Below are 18439 nucleotides of genomic sequence, written 5' to 3' on the forward strand. Positions count from 1 at the left end.
GCCCCCCTTCGAACGACCCACCCCATCGCCTGCTCCCTTTGAGGGATAACGCGCTAATTGACCAACGCCTGTGGCTTTCATATGGGCGACTTCTTACAAAGAAACAGACATGATTACCTGTCACCGCACATAGAGTCCGACAGACACTGAACCCTGTTCTACGCTGTCAGTCGTATCGTCAGCTAAATCAGCATCACGCAAAGGAGCCTGCATGGCTGGTCCTCGAAGTATGGGTATGTTGGGCGTCAGCCTGGTGGTATTGCTGACCGCGTGCGGTAAAGAAGCCCCCAAAGCGCCTCTGTCGCCACGGGTGTATGTACAGCAGGTGAGCACGCGCGAATTTGCGCCCCCGATTCAACTCAGCGGAGACATTCAGGCGCGGGTCGAAACCCAGCTTTCTTTCCGCGTGGGCGGCAAAATTATCGAGCGTAGCGTAGACGTCGGCGATCATATTCAGGCCCATCAAGTGCTGGCGCGCCTGGACCCCAAAGATTTGAAAATCCAGGTCGCCACGGCGCAGGCCAGCGTGAATGCCCAGCAGGCGCAAGTGGTGCAAACCCGCGCCGCGTTTATCCGTCAGCAAAAACTGCTGCCAAAGGGCTATACCAGCCAAAGCGAATACGATGCCGCCAACGCCGCACAACTCAGCGCACAAAGTGCTCTGACCGCTGCTCAGGCGCAGTTGGCCAATGCCCGCGAACAGTTGAGTTACAGCAACCTCGAAGCCGAAGCACCGGGTGTCATTACGGCGCGACAGGCCGAAGTGGGGCAGGTGGTGCAAGCCACCATGCCGATTTTCACATTGGCCCGCGACGGCGCTCGGGATGCAGTGTTCAACGTTTACGAGTCCCTGTTCATCGAGCCGCCCAAGGACCCGACCGTGCAGGTCACGTTGCTCAGCAATCCGCAGATCAAGGTCAAAGGCCAGATTCGGGAAATCACCCCCACCGTGGCGGCGCAAAGCGGCACCCTGCAAATCAAGGTGCAGCTCGATGAACTGCCCAAGGGCATGGATTTAGGCTCGATCGTCAGCGTCAACCTGACCCCGCCGCCCAGCCGCAGCATCGAACTGCCCTGGTCGGCACTGACCAAAGACGTCAGCGAACCCGCTGTGTGGCTGGTGGACGACAACAACAGCGTGCGCCTGCAACGGGTGAAAGTCGGGCGTTATCTGACCGGCAGCGTCATCATCAACGAAGGCCTCAAGGACGGAGAGAACGTCGTGGTCGCAGGCGGCCAATTGTTGCACCCCGGCATGCAGGTCGAGATTGCCCCCGTCCCGGCCGGAGGTATTGAGCTATGAAGCCCTTCTGGATCGTGCCATTGGCCGCCGCCCTGCTGGTCGGTTGCTCCGAAGAGAAAGCCCCGGAACCGGTTCGCCCTGCGCTGTACGTGGTGGCTGAGCCTCAGCTGACAGAACACTTCGGCCGCTTCGCCGGCAATATCGAAGCGCGTTACGAAAGCACCTTGGGCTTTCGCGTGCCGGGGCGCATTGTGCGGCGTTATTACGACGTCGGCGCCGTGGTGAAACAGGGCGATATTCTGGCCAACCTCGACCCGACCGATCAGCAAAACCAACTGCGCGCCGCGCAAGGCGACCTGGCCAAAGCGCAGGCGCAGCTCATCAACGCACAAGCCAATGCCCGTCGTCAGCAAGAGCTGTTCAACCGCGGTGTCGGCGCCCAGGCGCAACTCGATACTGCCCAGGCTGACCTGAAAACCACGGCGGCTTCGATGCAACAGGCCGTGGCGGCGGTCAACCAGGCGCAAGACCAGCTCAGTTATTGCAACCTGCGCGCCGACCATGACGCCGTCATCACCGACTGGAAAGCCGAAGCTGGCCAAGTGGTCAGTATCGGTGAAGAGGTCGTCACGCTGGCCCGCCCCGAAATCAAGGAAGCCGTGATTGACCTGCCGGGGCCATTGGCCGAGGCGTTGCCCAAAGGCATCGAATTCCAAGTGGCGGGGCAGCTTGATCCCAACGTGAAAACCACCGCCCATGTGCGGGAAATCGCCCCGCAGGCCGACAGCGCCACCCGCACCCGGCGTACCCGGCTGACGCTGGACCAGACGCCGCCCGCGTTTCGCCTGGGCAGCTCGGTCAGCGTGACCGTCAGCAGTCCGATTGCCGAGCATTTCGAGCTGCCCGTCACCGCCCTGCAAGAAACCGACGGCAAAACCCGCGTGTGGATCATCGACACGCCCTCGCACACTGTCAGCCCGCATGAGGTCACCGTGCTGCGCCGTAACGCGCACACGGCGCTGCTGAGCGGCGGCCTCAAGAGCGGCGACAAAGTGGTCATTGCCGGGGTGAACAGCCTCACGCCCGGACAGAACGTCAGACTGGATAAGGAAAGCTCGCAATGAATGGGAAGTTCAACCTGTCCGAGTGGGCCCTGAAGCATCAGTCGTTTGTCTGGTATTTGATGTTCGTCGCGGTCCTTGCCGGGATCTTTTCGTACATGAACCTGGGGCGCGCCGAAGACCCCAGCTTCGCCATCAAGACCATGGTGATTCAGACTCGCTGGCCGGGCGCCACGGTCGATGAAACCATGCTGCAGGTCACGGACCGGATCGAGAAAAAACTCGAAGAACTCGACTCGCTGGACTACGTGCAAAGCTACACCCGCCCCGGTGAATCCACGGTGTTCGTGTTCCTCAAGGACACCACCGAGGCCAAGGCGATTCCGCAGATCTGGTACCAGGTGCGCAAGAAAATCGACGACATTCGCGGCGACTTCCCCCAAGGCATTCAAGGCCCGGGGTTCGACGACGAGTTCGGTGATGTGTACGGCACCATTTACGCCTTTACCGGCGACGGCTTCACCATGCGCCAACTGCGCGATTACGTGGAGCATGTGCGCACCGGGATTCGCGACGTGCCCAATCGCGGCAAGGTGATGACCATTGGCGAGCAGGATGAGACGTTTTACCTGAATTTCTCGACCCGCAAACTCGCTGCGCTGGGGCTGGATCAGCAGCAGGTGCTGCAAAGCCTGCAAGCACAAAACGCCGTGACCCCCGCCGGGGTGATCGAAGCGGGGCCGGAGCGCATGTCGGTGCGCACCTCCGGGCAATTCCACACCACTGAAGACCTCGAAGCCGTCAACCTGCGGGTCAATGACCGGTTCTATCGCCTGGCAGACATTGCCGAAATCACCCGGGGTTATGTTGACCCTGCTTCACCGATGTTCCACTACAACGGTAAACCGGCCATCGGCCTGGCCATCGCCATGAACGATGGCGGCAACATTCAGGCGTTCGGGCAGGAACTGCAACAACGCATCGACGACCTGACCGCCGAACTGCCGCTGGGGGTGGACGTGCACATGGTGTCGGACCAGGCCCAAGTGGTTGAAGTGGCCGTGGGCGGCTTCACCAGTGCGCTGTTCGAAGCGGTGATTATCGTGCTGGGGGTGAGTTTTATCAGCCTCGGCCTGCGCGCCGGACTGGTGGTGGCCATCTCGATCCCGCTGGTGCTGGCGCTGGTGTTTGTGTTCATGGAGTTCACCGGCATCGCCATGCAGCGGGTGTCGCTGGGTGCGCTGATCATCGCCCTTGGCCTGCTGGTGGATGACGCCATGATTACCGTGGAGGTCATGATTACGCGGCTCGAAATGGGAGAAAGCAAGGAGCAAGCGGCCACGTTTGCCTACCACTCCACGGCTTTCCCGATGCTCACCGGCACGTTGGTGACGGTCGCCGGTTTCGTGCCTATCGGGCTCAACAACAGCTCGGCCGGGGAGTACACCTTCACCCTGTTCGCGGTGATAGCCGTCGCGATGCTGGTCTCGTGGGTGGTGGCCGTGTTGTTCGCGCCGGTGCTGGGCGTGCATATCCTCAGCGCCAAGGTCAAACCCAAGCCCGAGAAGCCAGGGCGTCTGGCCCATGCGTTTGATACGGGCCTGCTGTGGTGCATGCGCCATCGGTGGCTCACCATTGGCGCGACTGTGCTGATGTTCGTGCTGTCGGTGTTCGGCCTGGGCCTGGTACAAAACCAGTTCTTCCCGTCGTCAGACCGACCTGAAATTCTGGTGGACCTGAACCTGCCGCAAAACGCCTCCATCGCTGAAACCCTCAAGGTCACTCAGCGCTTTGAGGACACCCTCAAGGGCGACCCGGACATCGTGCGCTGGAGCAGTTACATCGGCGAGGGTGCGATCCGTTTCTACCTGCCGCTGGACCAGCAACTGCAAAACCCGTTTTTTGCCCAACTGGTGATCGTCAGCACCGGGCTTGAGAGCCGCGATGTGCTGATGGCTCGCCTGGAGAAACGCCTGCGCGACGACTTTGTGGGCGTCGGCACGTTCGTGCACACCCTTGAGCTGGGGCCGCCAGTGGGTCAGCCGCTGCAATACCGCGTCAGTGGCCCGAACATCGATCAGGTGCGCAAACACGCGATTGATCTGGCCACGGTGCTCGATGCCAACCCGAACGTCGGTGAAATCAACTTCAACTGGAACGAACCGGGCAAAGTCCTGCGCATCGACATTGCTCAGGACAAAGCCCGCCAGTACGGCCTCTCGTCCGAAGACGTGGCCCGCGTGATGAACAGCATCGTCAGCGGCGCGGCGGTCAGTCAGGTCAAAGACGACATTTACCTGATCAACATTGTCGGCCGGGCGGTGGGCACCGAGCGGGACTCCCCGGAAACCCTGCTCAACCTGCAAATCACCACCCCGAGCGGCACCTCCATTCCATTGCTGGCCTTTGCCTCCGTGCGGTATGAACTGGAGCAACCGCTGATCTGGAGCCGCGACCGCATCCCGACCCTGACCCTCAAAGCGTCGGTGCGCGGCAGCATGCAACCGACCGATCTGGTGGCGGACCTCAAGCCGGCTATCGACAAATTTGCGGCAGAGCTGCCCCGTGGCTACACGCTGCAAACCGGTGGCACAGTGGAGCAAAGCGCCAAGGCGCAAGGCCCGATCGCGCACGTGGTGCCGTTGATGCTGTTTTTGATGGCGACCTTTTTGATGATCCAGTTGCAGAGCGTGCAGAAGATGTTTCTGGTGGCCAGTGTCGCGCCACTGGGGCTGATCGGCGTGGTGCTGGCGCTGGTGCCGACCGGAACGCCTATGGGCTTTGTGGCGATCCTGGGGATTCTGGCGCTGGTGGGCATCATTATTCGTAACTCGGTGATTCTGGTGACGCAGATCGACCAGTTCGAGCGCGACGGCTACGACCCGTGGCACGCCGTGGTGCAAGCGACTGAACACCGTCGTCGGCCGATCTTGCTGACTGCTGCGGCCGCCAGCCTGGGCATGATCCCGATTGCCCGCGAAGTGTTCTGGGGGCCGATGGCCTACGCCATGATTGGCGGCATCATCTCTGCCACCTTGCTGACCTTGCTGTTCCTGCCCGCGCTGTACGTGGCCTGGTACAAAATCAAGGAGTCGAAGGAACCCAGCCCGGTCGCCAAATAATCGAGGCAGGGGGCGTATGCGGGAGGGCTAAAGAGAGGCCCGCCTGCAAAAGCCCCTCATCCCAACCCTCTCCCGCCGGGAGAGGGTGCGTGAGCGCGGGCTTTCAGTCCGACCGCAACACCACGACCCCCAGCACATCGCAGCCTTCCTGCAACAACAGCGCAGTCGCCTCACACACCGCGTTCAATTCCTGCTGGGCACTGCTGGCGGCGCTTAAGTGGGACAAACTACGTAACAAATTCTTGGCCGCCTGAAAGCGCTGCTCGGCACAACAGAGCAGGGCAGAGACAGAGGCGCGGGTATCAATCAGAAGAACGTCGGAGCCGACAGGGTTGTCGGTTTGCGGAAGAAAGTGCGACATGGCGAAGCTCCAATAGGGTGAGGAGCCACTTCAATCAGCTTGCACGCAGAAAGAGGGTGGCAGCTGTGCGCGGGTGTGCAAGACCGGTTATTGGGACCCGGCAGACCCTAAGATCTCCCCCGCACAACTGCCATAACGCAGGTGTAGGCGCGGAGCCTACCAAGCGATATGACAAGTTGAAATCCAATAATCGGGCTTGCACGCCCGGACGCTGAAAATTCAGCGACGGCGCGGACTATAGGCAGCCCGTAACGGCCATCACAATGGGGGCAAACGCGAGCAAGCCTGATCCCACAACAGTCAGGGAAAGGTCCGTAGAACCGGCCGAGGTCAAGCGCGGCCCCAACCACAAGCCCGCCCATTGCGGGCGGGCTTGTCTCGATCAACGCACCAGGTGCAAGAACTGCATATGGCGCTCGTACTGGTCGAGGATGTCGTTGATGATTTGCTCTTTGGTGTAGCCGGTCAGGTCGTAGTCCTGGCTGCCTTCACTCAAGTGCACTTCGGCCCGGTAGTAACGGCGGTTACGCAGCTCTTTGGGGCCCATGCCGCCACGGGCGAACGATGGGGTGAAGTAGCCGCGCATCTGCACCTGGTACACGAACGGGTGTTCGTCACCGTGGCCGATTTCCAGGCTCACGTTGTCGTTGGCCGGGTCAGGCTGGGTGACGACGTTAAGCCCTTTCTCAAGGAACACGGCGCTTACTTCTTCAATCGCTGGCCGCACCGTGGTGTCCATAAAGCGGTACACCTCGTCGCGTGACGGGAAGTGCACGGCCTGGCTCAAGCGCTGACGCCAGCCGCCACGCCCGCGGCGCGAAGCCGAGACCGGTGCCAGCGAGTGCATTTGCGCGATCTTCTTCTGCGACTCCAGATAGAACGCCTTGTGCAGGCCCCACATCATCAGCAACAGAATCAACGAGAACGGCAACGAGGTCAGCACCACTGCCGATTTCAGCGCATCGATGCTGCCGGAGAACAACAGCGCACTGGTGACCAGCGCGGTCATCGCCCCCCAGAACACGCGCAGCCATTTCGGGCCGTCTTCGTCAGGGTTGCCGCCACGGGCCGAGAGGGTGGACAGCACCACCGTGCCGGAGTCGGCCGAGGTCACGAAGAACACAAAACTGATGAACACCGTCACGGCGATCACGGTTTTGCTCCACGGGTAGGTTTCCAGCAGCAGGTACAGGGTGCGCGACGGGTCGTCGATGGCCGACTGGCCAAGGGCAACCATGCCATGGTTGAGCACTTGGTCGATGGCGCTGTTGCCGAAGATCGACATCCAGGCCAGGGTAAAGCCAAGCGGGATCAGCAGCACGCCAAACACGAACTCACGGATGGTCCGGCCACGGGAGATACGCGCAATGAACAGGCCCACAAACGGCGACCATGCGATCCACCAGGCCCAATAGAAGACGGTCCAGCCACCCAGCCAGTCGCTTGGCTTGTCGTAGGCGTACACGTCGAAACTCTTGGTCGGCAGCGAGCCGAGGTAGTCACCGATGTTTTGCACCAGGGTGTTGAGCAAATGCTGGGTCGGCCCGGCAAATAGCACAAACAGCAGCAGCGCGCAGGCCAGCAGCATGTTTATATCGGACATCACCCGCACGCCTTTATCGACGCCGGCAATTGCCACCAAAATGGCAGCGCCCATCATCAGCGTAATCAGGCCCACCTGCACCCATTGGGTGTGCGGCATGCCGAACAGGTAGTCGAGGCCAGAATTGAGGTGCAACACCCCAAAGCCCATATCAGCGCCCAAACCGAACACCGTGGCGATGATGCCGAAACCATCCACGGCATACCCGATCGGGCCATTGATGCGCTTGCCGATCAGCGGGTAAAGCGCCGAGCGCAGCGCCAGCGGCAGGTTGTGGCGGTACGCAAAGTACGCCAGTGCCATACCGACAAAGGCAAACACACCCCAGCCGTGCAGGCCCCAGTGCAAGAACAGCAACTGCATACCCTGACGCGCCGCCTCGGCGTTACCGGCAGGGCCTTGCGGCGGGTTGAGCATGTGCGTCAGGGGTTCGGACACGCAGAAGAAAAATAGCGTGATGCTGATCCCGGCGGCAAAGAGCATGCCCGCCCAGGACAGGTAACTGAACTCAGGTTCGTCGTGGTCGGCACCGAGCTTGATCTTGCCGTAGCCGGACAAGGCGGTGACGACCACGAAGATCAGATACAGGGTCATCGCTAGCATGTAGTACCAGCCGACCGTATTGGCCGCCCAGTTTTGTGCTGCCAGCAGCCATTCACCGGCCGCTGCGGGCATGGCAATCACCACCACCCCAAAGATCAGAATAAAGATCGCCGCGAAGTAAAAAACCGGCGGGTTCATGCGAATGGAAGACGTCTCAGACGTCAGGGGTACACTCATTGGATGTGCACCTTATAGAGGTAAAACGAGAGCAAAAAGAGCGGATTCGGCAAAGGTAAGCCTCCTGTTGTGAGCGGGCAGCGGACCACCGTTTTAAGTTGAACACGTATTCAAGTTAAACATGGATGGCCTTTTAGAACTAATCGCTGCCCACGGCTTCACGTCTAATACGTTAGCGCATGGCAAGGTATGACACATGGCCATGATCAACGTTCAGCCGTTGTCACAAGGGGCTTTCAGCGCGAAGAGGGCACTGATGAAAAAGAGGGATTTTCAGCGATGAAAAAAATTCAGAAAAAATTCTTCCCCCCGCGCATTTGATCAAAAAACAGACAAATCCAGCGGCCGAATCGCCCCCATCCAGATCGCATGTTCGGTGTGGTCCAGCAGGTCGTCTCCCGTCTCAGGGTGCAGAAACACCACCAGCCCATTGCGATGCAGCGCCAGCCACGGCAAGACCACGCCGATCAACTCCGGGCCAAATGCCAACTGGCAGCTCCAGTCGGGGTGCGGGCCGACCGGTTTTTCGTGGACGCGGCCCATGTGCAGCTTGAAAAGGCGCGTGGCTTCTTCGGCAAGTGCACGCGCCTGGTCGAGGGTCGTGGCGTCAAAATAGAGGTGGGCGTGGTAGCCCTTGATGCGTTGCATGAGTGCCTCTTGAAGACAATGGCAAGGGTGGGGGCGCTTTACAGCGCCAGCAACCTGCGCAATTGAGCCAGTGCGGGGGCGGTGTCGGGGCGCACGCCGCGCCATACAAAGAAGGCTTCTGCCGCCTGTTCGGCCAGCATCCCTAACCCGTCCATGACTTGGCCTGCACCCTGTTCGACGGCCCACGCGCAAAACGGCGTCGGCTCTTTGCCATACATCATGTCGTAGCACAGGGTGTTGCCCGGCTCGATCAGGCTGCTGGCAATGGGCGGGACTTCACCGGCCAGGCTGGCCGATGTCGCGTTGATGATCAGATCCACCGGTTCGCGCAACCAGTCAAACCCACTGGCCGCCACGGGGCCAAGGTCGCTGAACAGTTCGGCCAGCCCTTCGGCTTTCTCGACCGTGCGGTTGGCGATGGTCACTGAGGCCGGGCCTTGCGCCAGAATCGGCTCCAGTGCGCCACGCACCGCGCCACCGGCGCCGAGGATGAGGATGCGTTTGCCCTTGAGGCTGAAACCCGCATTGACCGTCAAATCACGCACCAGCCCGGCGCCGTCGGTGTTATCGCCCAGCAAACTGCCATCAGCCAGTTTGCTCAGGGTGTTCACCGCGCCGGCTCGTTGCGCACGGGCACTCAGTTGGCTGGCCAGTTGGTAAGCCTGCTCCTTGAAGGGCACGGTCACATTCGCCCCGCGACCTTCTTTGAAGAACGCGGTGGCGCAGCCCTGAAAATCATCCAGCGGCGCCAGCAGGGTGTCGTACTGCATGGCCTGCCCGGTTTGCTCGGCAAACAAGCGGTGCAACACCGGCGATTTGCTATGGGCAATCGGGTTACCAAAAACGACGTAACGGTCCATCAGGCAAATTCCTCAGGCAATGTCAGGCGTTGGCCAGCCAGTCTCGGTCTTGCAGGAAGTAGTCGGTCAGGCGCGCTTCCGGGCTGCCGGGCTCGGCTTTCCAGTCGTAGCCCCAGCGCACCTGCGGCGGCAATGACATCAGGATCGACTCGGTACGGCCACCGGACTGCAAGCCGAACAAGGTGCCACGATCGTAGACCAGATTGAACTCGACGTAGCGGCCACGGCGAAACTCTTGAAACTCGCGCTGCTGCGCTGTGTATTCAGCCGCCTTGCGGCGCTGAACGATCGGCAGGTAGGCGTCGATGTACGCGTCGCCGATGGCACGAATGAAGGCGAAACAGGTGTCGAAATCCCATTCGTTCAGGTCATCAAAAAACAGACCGCCAATGCCACGCGGCTCGTTGCGGTGCTTGATGTGGAAGTAGGTGTCGCACCAGGCTTTGTAACGCGGGTACACCTCGGCGCCAAACGGCGCGCAGGCCTGCTCGGCAATGCGGTGCCAGTGCACGCAGTCTTCTTCGACGGCGTAGTAGGGCGTGAGGTCGAAACCACCACCAAACCACCACACCGGCTCTTCCCCTTCTTTTTCAGCGATGAAAAAGCGCACGTTGGCGTGGGAAGTCGGCACATGCGGGTTGTGCGGGTGGATCACCAGCGACACGCCCAGCGCCTCAAAACCGCGGCCCGCCAGTTCAGGGCGATGCGCGCTGGCGGACGGCGGCAAACCGCTGCCGAAGACGTGGGAAAAGTTGACGCCGCCTTTTTCGATCACGTGGCCGTTTTCGATCACGCGTGTACGACCGCCGCCACCTGCCGGACGCTGCCAGGCGTCTTCAACGAAGCGCGTGCCGCCGTCTTCGGTTTCCAGAGCGTTGCAAATACGGTCTTGAAGGTCGAGCAGATAGGCTTTCACAGCCTCGGTGCGGGTAGTCATGACATCACCTTGAATAGGTCAAAGCTACGCGGCACTTCGTCAGAGCGGGGCCGGCGGCAAAGGGCCGCTAGCATAACACCGCGTCCCGCCTCCTCGCAGTTGACGAAGATCACGCTTAAGCGTTGGATGTAGCCTTCGTGAACCCAGCGAGGACAGTGCAGATGGCTAAACGTATTCAGTTTCGGGCCCACGGCGGCCCTGAAGTGCTTGAGTTTGTTGACTACTCCCCCGCCGAGCCGGGCCCGCAGCAGGTGCGGGTGCGCAATGAGGCCATCGGTCTTAATTTCATCGACACCTATTACCGCGGCGGTTTGTACCCGCTGCCCGAGCTGCCATCCGGGCTGGGCAACGAAGGGGCAGGGGTGGTGGATGCCATCGGCAGCGACGTACGCAACGTTAACGTTGGCGACCGCGTGGCCTACGGCACCGGCCCGCTGGGGGCTTACAGCGAGTTGCACGTATTACCCGCCGCAAATGTGGTGAAGCTGCCCGACGACATTTCGTGCGAAGAGGCCGCCGCCGTAATGCTGAAAGGCCTGACGGTGCAGTACTTGTTGCGTCAGACCTATGAACTCAAGGGTGGCGAAACCATTCTGTTCCACGCGGCAGCCGGTGGCGTGGGTTCGATTGCCTGCCAATGGGCCAAGGCGCTGGGCGTACAGCTGATCGGCACGGTCAGTTCTCCGAAAAAAGCGGCATTGGCCAAAAAGCTGGGTGCGTGGGCAACCATCGACTACAGCCACGAAGATGTGGCCCAACGCGTGCTGGAACTGACCGACGGTAAGAAATGCCCCGTGGTCTATGACGGTGTCGGTAAAGATACCTGGCTGACGTCCCTGGACTGCCTGTCACTGCGTGGCTTGATGGTCAGCTTCGGTAACGCGTCGGGTGCCGTGACGGGGGTGAATTTGGGGATTTTGTCGCAGAAGGGCTCGTTGTATGTGACCCGGCCAACACTGGCGTCCTACGCCAATACCCCTGAAAACCTGCAGAAAATGGCGGACGAGCTGTTCGACATGATCCGCAGCGACAATATTGTGGTGGACATCAGCCAGCGCTTTGCCTTGAAGGATGCCGCTCAGGCACAAACCGAACTCTCAGCGCGCCGCACAACCGGCTCGACCATTCTGGTGCCTTGAGTTCAAACAACCGATTGCCGCTGCCGAAGGCCTCGCAGCCTGCGACAGCGGCCCCGATTTGAATCAGGCCGGGCGAACCACGTTGCCGGTCGCCAGATCGCGAATCAGGCTCGGATTCTTACGCCCGCCCAGGTTGCCACCCAACACATGGTCAATTTGCCCACGGAAGTACTGCTCCACCTTCAGTCGCGTGCGCGCAGCCGGCAAACCCGCCGGGTTGGCTGACGTCGATACGACAGGCCCTACCAATGAACACAGTTCGCGCACCAGCGGGTGATCGCTCACGCGCAACGCCACGGTGTCGTGCACGCCAGTGATCCACTCGGGCAACAAGCCCTGATGCGGCACCAGCCAGGTGTTCGGCCCCGGCCAGGTGCTGGCCATGCGGTCGAGCCAGTCCTGCGGGAAGTCTTCAAACAGGAAGTCGAACTGATGAATATTGTCGGCAACCAAAATCAGGCCTTTATCCACAGGCCTCGACTTGATGGCCAGCAGCCGTTCTACCGCGTCCTCATCCCATGGGTCGCAACCCAAACCCCAGACAGCTTCGGTGGGATAGGCAATCACCGCGCCCGCGCGAATGGCGGTTGCGGCTTGCTGTACGCGCCAGGTGCTGATCATTGAATGTCTCCAGATATGTGCTGTGCGCAAGTGTACTTAGCTGGCGCGAGCAAACCAACGTCCACCCTCCAGGACGACGCGGCCTTCAAGCTCCAGTTCGGTCAGGGCGGCGAGCAGTGCAGGCAACGCCCAGCCGCTGGCACTGGCCAGTCCTTCGCTGGTGTAAGGCGAAGCCTGCAACAATTGCACAAGCGGATGACAACTTGGCGTAAACAATTCACCGGTTGGCACCGCCATTGAGCGCCAGCCGCGTAACCCTTCCAGAATGTGCTCGACGGTTTCCACCAGCGTAGCCCCGTCGCGGATCAATTGATGACAGCCCCGTGCGCCAGGATGGTGGATGGAACCGGGCATGGCGTACACCTCTCGTCCCTGCTCGGCGGCAAGACGCGCAGTAATCAGCGAGCCACTGGCCACACTGGCTTCAACGACCAATACGCCTAGGGATAGACCGCTGATAATGCGAATGCGCCGCGGGAAGTTGCTGGCGTGTGGCCCGGCGTCCAGCGGGAACTCTGAAACAACGGCACTGCCGCTCGCAATCATGGCGTCGGCCAGAGCACGATGTCGCTGTGGATAAAGTTTTTGCAACCCGGTGCCGAGCACCCCCACCGTCTGACCGCCGATGTCCAGCGCGGCTTGATGTGCGGCGCCATCAATCCCCAGCGCCAGACCACTGGTAATGACAAATCCGGCGCCTGCCAAGGCGCGCGAAAAAGCGCTGGCGGTGTCCAGTCCCGGCCGCGAAGCGCGTCGGCTGCCGACCATTGCCAACTGGGGTTTTTCCAAAATCGACGGCTCACCTGCCACGAACAACAGGGGCGGCGCGTCGCTGAGTTCAGCCAGTAACGCCGGGTAATCGGGCTGGTCGTGGAGCAGCACGTGCTGGTTGCAGCCCTCAAGCCAGCGCAATGCAGCGCTTGCGCCGTCGCGCACCTCAACACTGCGCCGGGCTTGTGCGCAGACCGACGGCAAGCCCAACGCCCGCCACGCACTGGCAGGCGCACTCAGCGCCGAGCTGGCTGAGCCAAAGGCATTGAACAGGGTGTAATAACGACGAGGTCCTACTTCGGGCAAGCGATGCAGGCGCAAACGCGCTTCCAGCTCGGCCGGGGAAATACGCGAACATTCAGACAGCGACATAGGATCATCCTTGATCTGTTTCAGCAGCGTTACGAAGTCAACAACCTGTGGATAACTCTGTTAACAAGTTGTTCGGGAAATTCACCCACCGGGGTGGCGGGGTGTGTCGATACCCTTGAAATACAGGGCGCATCCCCCACCTTAGTAGAACGATTCAGCCAGACACCGAAGAGGCAAAAGGCCACTTGGCAGAATCCCATGAGAAGTGGGCAATACACCTCAGGCCCTGCAAGCATCCGACTCACAATCAACGCAGGCGGGGCCTGAGTTTCAGGACCAGAAGGCAGCTGTAAAACCAGGCCACGGGTGTCATATCCGCTGACAAACGAGCCCTCACCGGTCGGTTTCAAAGTGCTACAAGCGCCAGACCGCAAGGCGTACGTACCCTGCAGCCCGGCAGCTAGTCGTTTCATCCGCGGGTGAATCCCTTTATTATGTGCGCTCGCGTGAAACGCCTGAGCCCGAGCGGGTTCTCTCTGAAAGAGACGTTTTGCACAGGTTGCCCGAGTCCTCAGGACCCACCTGACAACCGTTATTAATCTTTCATACAGTGCAGCAATTACGCCTATGGCCATCTTGAACATCCTCGAATTCCCAGACTCGCGACTACGCACCATCGCCAAGCCCGTGGAGGTTGTGGACGACGAAGTGCGTCAGTTGATCGACGACATGTTTGAAACCATGTACGAAGCGCCCGGCATCGGCCTGGCAGCGACCCAGGTCAACGTCCACAAGCGCATCGTGGTCATGGACCTGAGCGAAGACCGCAGCGCACCGATGGTCTTCATCAACCCGGCGTTCGAAACCCTGACTGACGAGATGGACCAGTACCAGGAAGGTTGCCTGTCAGTGCCGGGTTTCTATGAAAACGTAGATCGCCCGCAACGCGTCAAAATCAACGCGCTGGACCGTGATGGCAAACCGTTCGAAATGATTGCCGAGGGTTTGCTGGCCGTGTGCATCCAGCACGAGTGCGATCACCTCAACGGCAAGCTGTTCGTCGATTACCTGTCTAATCTCAAGCGTGACCGGATCAAGAAGAAGCTGGAAAAACTGCACCGCCAGAACGCTTGACCGGCCCTGCGGCTGCCGCCCACGCACGCGCCTGAGATCCCGCGCGAGGCGGCTGTGTTCCGAGGCAACACCGGTATGCCTGAAGCCCCCGCCGCCGGGGGCTGGCACGGCAGCGGATACCGGTAGTTCCCGGGATTATTCCCGCGCACTCCCCCATTCCAAGTGAGTAATCCATGACTGAGCCACTGCGCATCGTCTTTGCTGGCACCCCAGAATTCGCCGCTGAACACCTCAAGGCACTGCTCGACAGCCCTTACGAGATCGTTGCGGTTTACACCCAACCGGACCGTCCGGCCGGGCGCGGGCAAAAGCTGATGCCAAGCCCGGTCAAGCAACTCGCGCAGGAACACTCTATTGCTGTCATGCAGCCGCCCACTTTGCGTGCGCCTGAAGCCCAGGCTGAACTGGCTGCGCTCAAGCCGGACTTGATGGTCGTAGTGGCCTATGGCCTGATCCTGCCGCAAGCCGTGCTGGATATTCCACGTCTGGGCTGTATCAACAGTCACGCCTCGCTGCTGCCACGCTGGCGCGGAGCAGCGCCGATCCAGCGGGCCATTGAAGCGGGCGACAGCAAAAGCGGCGTGACCGTAATGCACATGGAGGCGGGTCTAGACACCGGCCCCATGCTGCTAACGGCCGTTACCCCTATCACGCGTGAAGACACCGGCGGCAGCCTGCATGATCGTCTGGCCGAGCTGGGCCCGCCTGCGGTGATCGAAGCCATTGCTGGCCTGGCAGCCGGCACGTTGGTGGGCGAAGTGCAGGACGACAGCCTCGCAACCTACGCCCACAAGCTGAACAAAGACGAAGCACGCATCGACTGGAATCGTCCGGCAAGTGAGCTTGAGCGACAGATTCGCGCGTTCAACCCATGGCCGATTTGCCACACCACGTTGAATGGCGAAACCATGAAGGTGCTTGCAGCAAATGTGCCTTACCTGAAGCATGAGCAAGCACCGGGAACCATTTTAGGCGCATCCAAAGAAGGCCTTCTGGTGAGCTGCGGGAAGGGCGCGTTGCGCCTGACACGCCTGCAATTACCCGGTGGCAAAGCGCTGAACTTCAGCGACTTTTTCAACAGCCGCCGTGAGAAATTCGCTATCGGCACCACCTTCGGTGAAACGGAAAAAGCCCAATGAACCCGCGTCTGGCCGCCGCCAAGGCACTGACTGCTGTTCTGAACGGCAAAGCCTCGCTCAACAGCTCATTGCCGTTACAACTGGATAAAGTCGAAGTCCGCGACCGCGGCCTGACCCAAGACCTCGCATTCGGCACGGCACGCTGGCAGCCACGCCTGTCCGCGCTGGCCAACAAGCTGTTGCAAAAGCCGTTCAAAGCAGCAGACGCCGACGTCGAGGCTTTGCTACTTGTCGGCCTGTATCAACTGCTCTACACCCGCATTCCCGCGCACGCCGCCATCGGTGAAACCGTGGGTTGCGCCGACAAGCTGAAAAAACCGTGGGCCAAAGGCCTGCTGAACGCCGTGTTGCGTAACGCCCAGCGCGAAAGCGAGGCATTGTTGGCCGAGCTGGAACACGATCCGGTGGTGCGCACGGCGCACCCGCGCTGGTTGCAAAAATCCCTGAAAGCATTCTGGCCTGAGCAATGGGAAGCCATTTGCGCAGCCAATAACGCGCATCCCCCTATGATTCTGCGGGTTAATCGTCGCCATCATCGCCGTGATGCCTACCTGCAATTGCTGGCGGACGCCGGTGTCGAGGCGACGCCGTGTGTATTCAGTCAGGACGGCATCGTGCTGGCTGAAGCCTGTGACGTGCGGAACCTGCCAGGCTTCGCCGAAGGCTGGATCAGCGTGCAGGACGAAGCCGCGCAACTGGCTGCCGACTTGCTCGATCTGGCCCCCGGCCAGCGCGTGCTCGACGCCTGCTGCGCACCGGGTGGCAAAACCTGTCACATCCTTGAAGTTGAACCCACGCTGGCAGGGGTTGTGGCTGTGGATCTGGAAGCCAAGCGTCTGGTGCGTGTGCGCGAGAACCTTGAGCGCCTGGGCTTGAGTGCCGAATTGATCGCTGCTGACGGCCGCGACACCGCCACGTGGTGGGACGGCAAGCCCTTCCAGCGCATTTTGCTGGATGCGCCTTGCTCCGCGACGGGCGTGATCCGACGTCACCCGGACATCAAGCTGACACGCCAACCAGACGACATCGCCGCCCTCGCGGCCCTGCAAGGCGAGTTGCTGGACGCAATGTGGCCGACGCTCGACGTCGGAGGCATTCTGCTCTACGCCACGTGCTCGACGCTGCCGACCGAGAACACCGAGGTGATTGAAGCGTTCCTTGCCCGCACACCGGGTGCGCGTGAGCTGGACATCGCCGGGGATTTCGGCCTCAAGCAACCGCACGGGCGCCAGTTACTGGCCCAGGAAGGCGGGCATGATGGCTTCTACTACGCCAAATTGATCAAGATCGCAGCTGCTCGCGGCTAATCGAGAACAGGAAATGACGGCATGAAAATCATCATCCTCGGCGCAGGCCAGGTCGGCGGCACCCTGGCAGAGCATCTGGCCAGTGAAGCCAACGACATCACAGTGGTCGATACCGACGGCGAACGCCTGCGCGACCTCGGTGACCGCCTCGACATCCGCACCATTCAGGGCCGCGCCTCGTTGCCCAATGTGCTGCGTCAGGCAGGCGCCGACGATGCCGACATGCTGGTGGCGGTGACCAACAGCGACGAGACCAACATGGTCGCCTGCCAGGTGGCGTACTCGCTGTTCCACACCCCGACCAAAATTGCCCGGGTGCGCGAATCGGCCTACCTGAGCCGCGGTGAAGAGCTGTTCGACAACGACGCGATTCCGGTCGATGTACTAATCAGCCCCGAGCAGGTCGTGACCAATTACATCAAACGCCTGATCGAACACCCCGGCGCCTTGCAAGTGATCGACTTTGCTGAAGGCAAAGCACAACTGGTGGCGGTGAAGGCGTACTACGGCGGCCCGCTGATTGGTCAGCAATTGCGCCAATTGCGCGAACATATGCCGAACGTGGATACACGCGTGGCGGCTATTTTCCGACGTGATCGTCCGATTACCCCCCGTGGCGATACCGTGATCGAGGCAGACGACGAAGTCTTTTTCATCGCAGCCCGCGCCAACATTCGCGCTGTGATGAGCGAAATGCGCCGCCTGGACGAGAGCTACAAGCGCATCGTGATTGCCGGTGGTGGACAGATCGGTGAGCGGCTGGCCGAGGCCATTGAAAGCCGTTATCAGGTCAAGATCATCGAAATGAGCGCTGCACGCTGCCGCTATCTGTCGGACACGCTCGACAGCACGGTGGTGCTGCAAGGCAGCGCCTCGGACCGCGACCTGATGCTCGAGGAAAACATCGCCGACGCCGACCTGTTCCTGGCACTGACCAACGATGACGAAGCCAACATCATGTCGTCGCTGCTGGCCAAGCGTCTGGGGGCCAAGAAGGTCATGACCATCATCAACAACCCCGCGTATGTGGACCTGATTCAGGGCGGCGAAATCGACATCGCAATCAGCCCTCAATTGGCCACCATCGGCACCTTGCTGGCCCACGTGCGCCGCGGCGATATCGTCAGCGTGCACTCTCTGCGGCGCGGTGCGGCCGAGGCCATCGAAGCCATCGCCCACGGTGACTCGAAGTCGAGCAAGGTCATCGGACGGCGCATCGGTGAGATCCACTTGCCACCGGGCACCACCATTGGCGCGATCATTCGTGATGAAGAAGTGCTGATTGCACACGACGCCACCGTCATCAATGCGGGTGACCACGTGATTTTGTTCCTTGTGGATAAAAAGCATATTCGCGACGTCGAGAAGCTGTTCCACGTAGGACTGAGCTTTTTCTAAGGA

At 60.7% G+C, this 18439-nt stretch carries 15 protein-coding genes; 8 read left to right on the forward strand and 7 right to left on the reverse strand.

What is annotated here, in order from left to right; all coding sequences use genetic code 11:
• Positions 1 to 211 precede the first annotated feature (211 nt).
• From CJF39_RS19560 to CJF39_RS19570, 3 genes are read left to right on the forward strand one after another with little or no spacing between them, the layout of a single operon-like run.
• Positions 212 to 1303: an efflux RND transporter periplasmic adaptor subunit gene (locus tag CJF39_RS19560; protein ID WP_094994923.1), complete on the forward strand. Its 1092-nt coding sequence runs from the start codon at positions 212 to 214 to the stop codon at positions 1301 to 1303.
• The gene (locus tag CJF39_RS19565; protein ID WP_094994924.1) at positions 1300 to 2367 is read left to right on the forward strand and encodes an efflux RND transporter periplasmic adaptor subunit; all 1068 of its coding nucleotides are present in this window, start codon (positions 1300 to 1302) and stop codon (positions 2365 to 2367) included. Before CJF39_RS19560 ends, CJF39_RS19565 begins: the two co-directional genes overlap by 4 nt.
• A complete protein-coding gene (locus tag CJF39_RS19570; protein ID WP_094994925.1) occupies positions 2364 to 5426 on the forward strand; it encodes an efflux RND transporter permease subunit in 3063 nt (1020 codons plus the stop codon). The genes CJF39_RS19565 and CJF39_RS19570 overlap by 4 nt, the downstream gene beginning before the upstream one ends.
• A 103-nt stretch (positions 5427 to 5529) precedes the next feature.
• On the opposite strand, the gene CJF39_RS19575 is transcribed toward CJF39_RS19570, so the two are convergent.
• The 5 genes from CJF39_RS19575 to hemF all read right to left on the reverse strand — a co-directional run bounded on the left by CJF39_RS19575 (position 5530) and on the right by hemF (position 10615).
• Positions 5530 to 5787 carry a hypothetical protein gene (locus CJF39_RS19575; RefSeq protein WP_094994926.1) on the reverse strand — a complete coding sequence of 86 codons (258 nt, stop codon included), beginning with the start codon at positions 5785 to 5787 and terminating at the stop codon, positions 5530 to 5532.
• A gap of 382 nt (positions 5788 to 6169) precedes the next feature.
• Entirely contained in the window at positions 6170 to 8170 is a 2001-nt protein-coding gene (gene betT / locus CJF39_RS19580; protein WP_094994927.1) for a choline transporter BetT, read from the reverse strand.
• A 321-nt stretch (positions 8171 to 8491) separates the two neighbouring features.
• The gene (locus CJF39_RS19585) at positions 8492 to 8818 is read right to left on the reverse strand and encodes a DOPA 4,5-dioxygenase family protein (RefSeq protein ID WP_094994928.1); all 327 of its coding nucleotides are present in this window, start codon (positions 8816 to 8818) and stop codon (positions 8492 to 8494) included.
• Positions 8819 to 8856: 38 nt separating this feature from the next.
• On the reverse strand, positions 8857 to 9678 hold the full coding sequence (aroE, locus tag CJF39_RS19590; RefSeq protein WP_094994929.1) for a shikimate dehydrogenase: 822 nt from the start codon (positions 9676 to 9678) through the stop codon (positions 8857 to 8859).
• A gap of 22 nt (positions 9679 to 9700) precedes the next feature.
• The gene (hemF, locus tag CJF39_RS19595; RefSeq protein ID WP_094994930.1) at positions 9701 to 10615 is read right to left on the reverse strand and encodes an oxygen-dependent coproporphyrinogen oxidase; all 915 of its coding nucleotides are present in this window, start codon (positions 10613 to 10615) and stop codon (positions 9701 to 9703) included.
• A gap of 161 nt (positions 10616 to 10776) precedes the next feature.
• Between hemF and CJF39_RS19600 the strand changes: the two genes are divergently transcribed.
• On the forward strand, positions 10777 to 11754 hold the full coding sequence (locus tag CJF39_RS19600; protein WP_094994931.1) for an NADPH:quinone reductase: 978 nt from the start codon (positions 10777 to 10779) through the stop codon (positions 11752 to 11754).
• Positions 11755 to 11817: 63 nt separating this feature from the next.
• On the opposite strand, the gene CJF39_RS19605 is transcribed toward CJF39_RS19600, so the two are convergent.
• Both CJF39_RS19605 and dprA read right to left on the reverse strand, forming a co-directional pair.
• Positions 11818 to 12375, reverse strand: coding sequence for an L-threonylcarbamoyladenylate synthase (locus CJF39_RS19605; RefSeq protein ID WP_094994932.1), 558 nt, complete (start codon positions 12373 to 12375; stop codon positions 11818 to 11820).
• Between the two features lie 36 nt (positions 12376 to 12411).
• Positions 12412 to 13518, reverse strand: coding sequence for a DNA-processing protein DprA (gene dprA / locus CJF39_RS19610; RefSeq protein WP_094994933.1), 1107 nt, complete (start codon positions 13516 to 13518; stop codon positions 12412 to 12414).
• Positions 13519 to 14085: 567 nt separating this feature from the next.
• Here dprA and def point away from each other — a divergent pair.
• The 4 genes from def (at position 14086) to trkA (ending at position 18436) form a co-directional block, all read left to right on the forward strand.
• Complete coding sequence (gene def / locus CJF39_RS19615) at positions 14086 to 14592, forward strand: peptide deformylase (protein WP_094994934.1); 507 nt, start codon at positions 14086 to 14088, stop codon at positions 14590 to 14592.
• Positions 14593 to 14765: 173 nt separating this feature from the next.
• Positions 14766 to 15731 (forward strand): methionyl-tRNA formyltransferase, encoded by a 966-nt coding sequence (fmt, locus tag CJF39_RS19620; RefSeq protein ID WP_094994935.1) that lies wholly within the window; start codon positions 14766 to 14768, stop codon positions 15729 to 15731.
• Complete coding sequence (rsmB, locus tag CJF39_RS19625; RefSeq protein WP_094994936.1) at positions 15728 to 17038, forward strand: 16S rRNA (cytosine(967)-C(5))-methyltransferase RsmB; 1311 nt, start codon at positions 15728 to 15730, stop codon at positions 17036 to 17038. Before fmt ends, rsmB begins: the two co-directional genes overlap by 4 nt.
• 21 nt (positions 17039 to 17059) lie before the next feature.
• Positions 17060 to 18436: a Trk system potassium transporter TrkA gene (trkA, locus tag CJF39_RS19630; protein ID WP_047278959.1), complete on the forward strand. Its 1377-nt coding sequence runs from the start codon at positions 17060 to 17062 to the stop codon at positions 18434 to 18436.
• The last annotated feature ends 3 nt before the right edge of the window (positions 18437 to 18439 follow it).

It is taken from the genome of Pseudomonas lundensis, assembly GCF_002269125.1.
Taxonomy (GTDB): domain Bacteria; phylum Pseudomonadota; class Gammaproteobacteria; order Pseudomonadales; family Pseudomonadaceae; genus Aquipseudomonas; species Aquipseudomonas lundensis_A.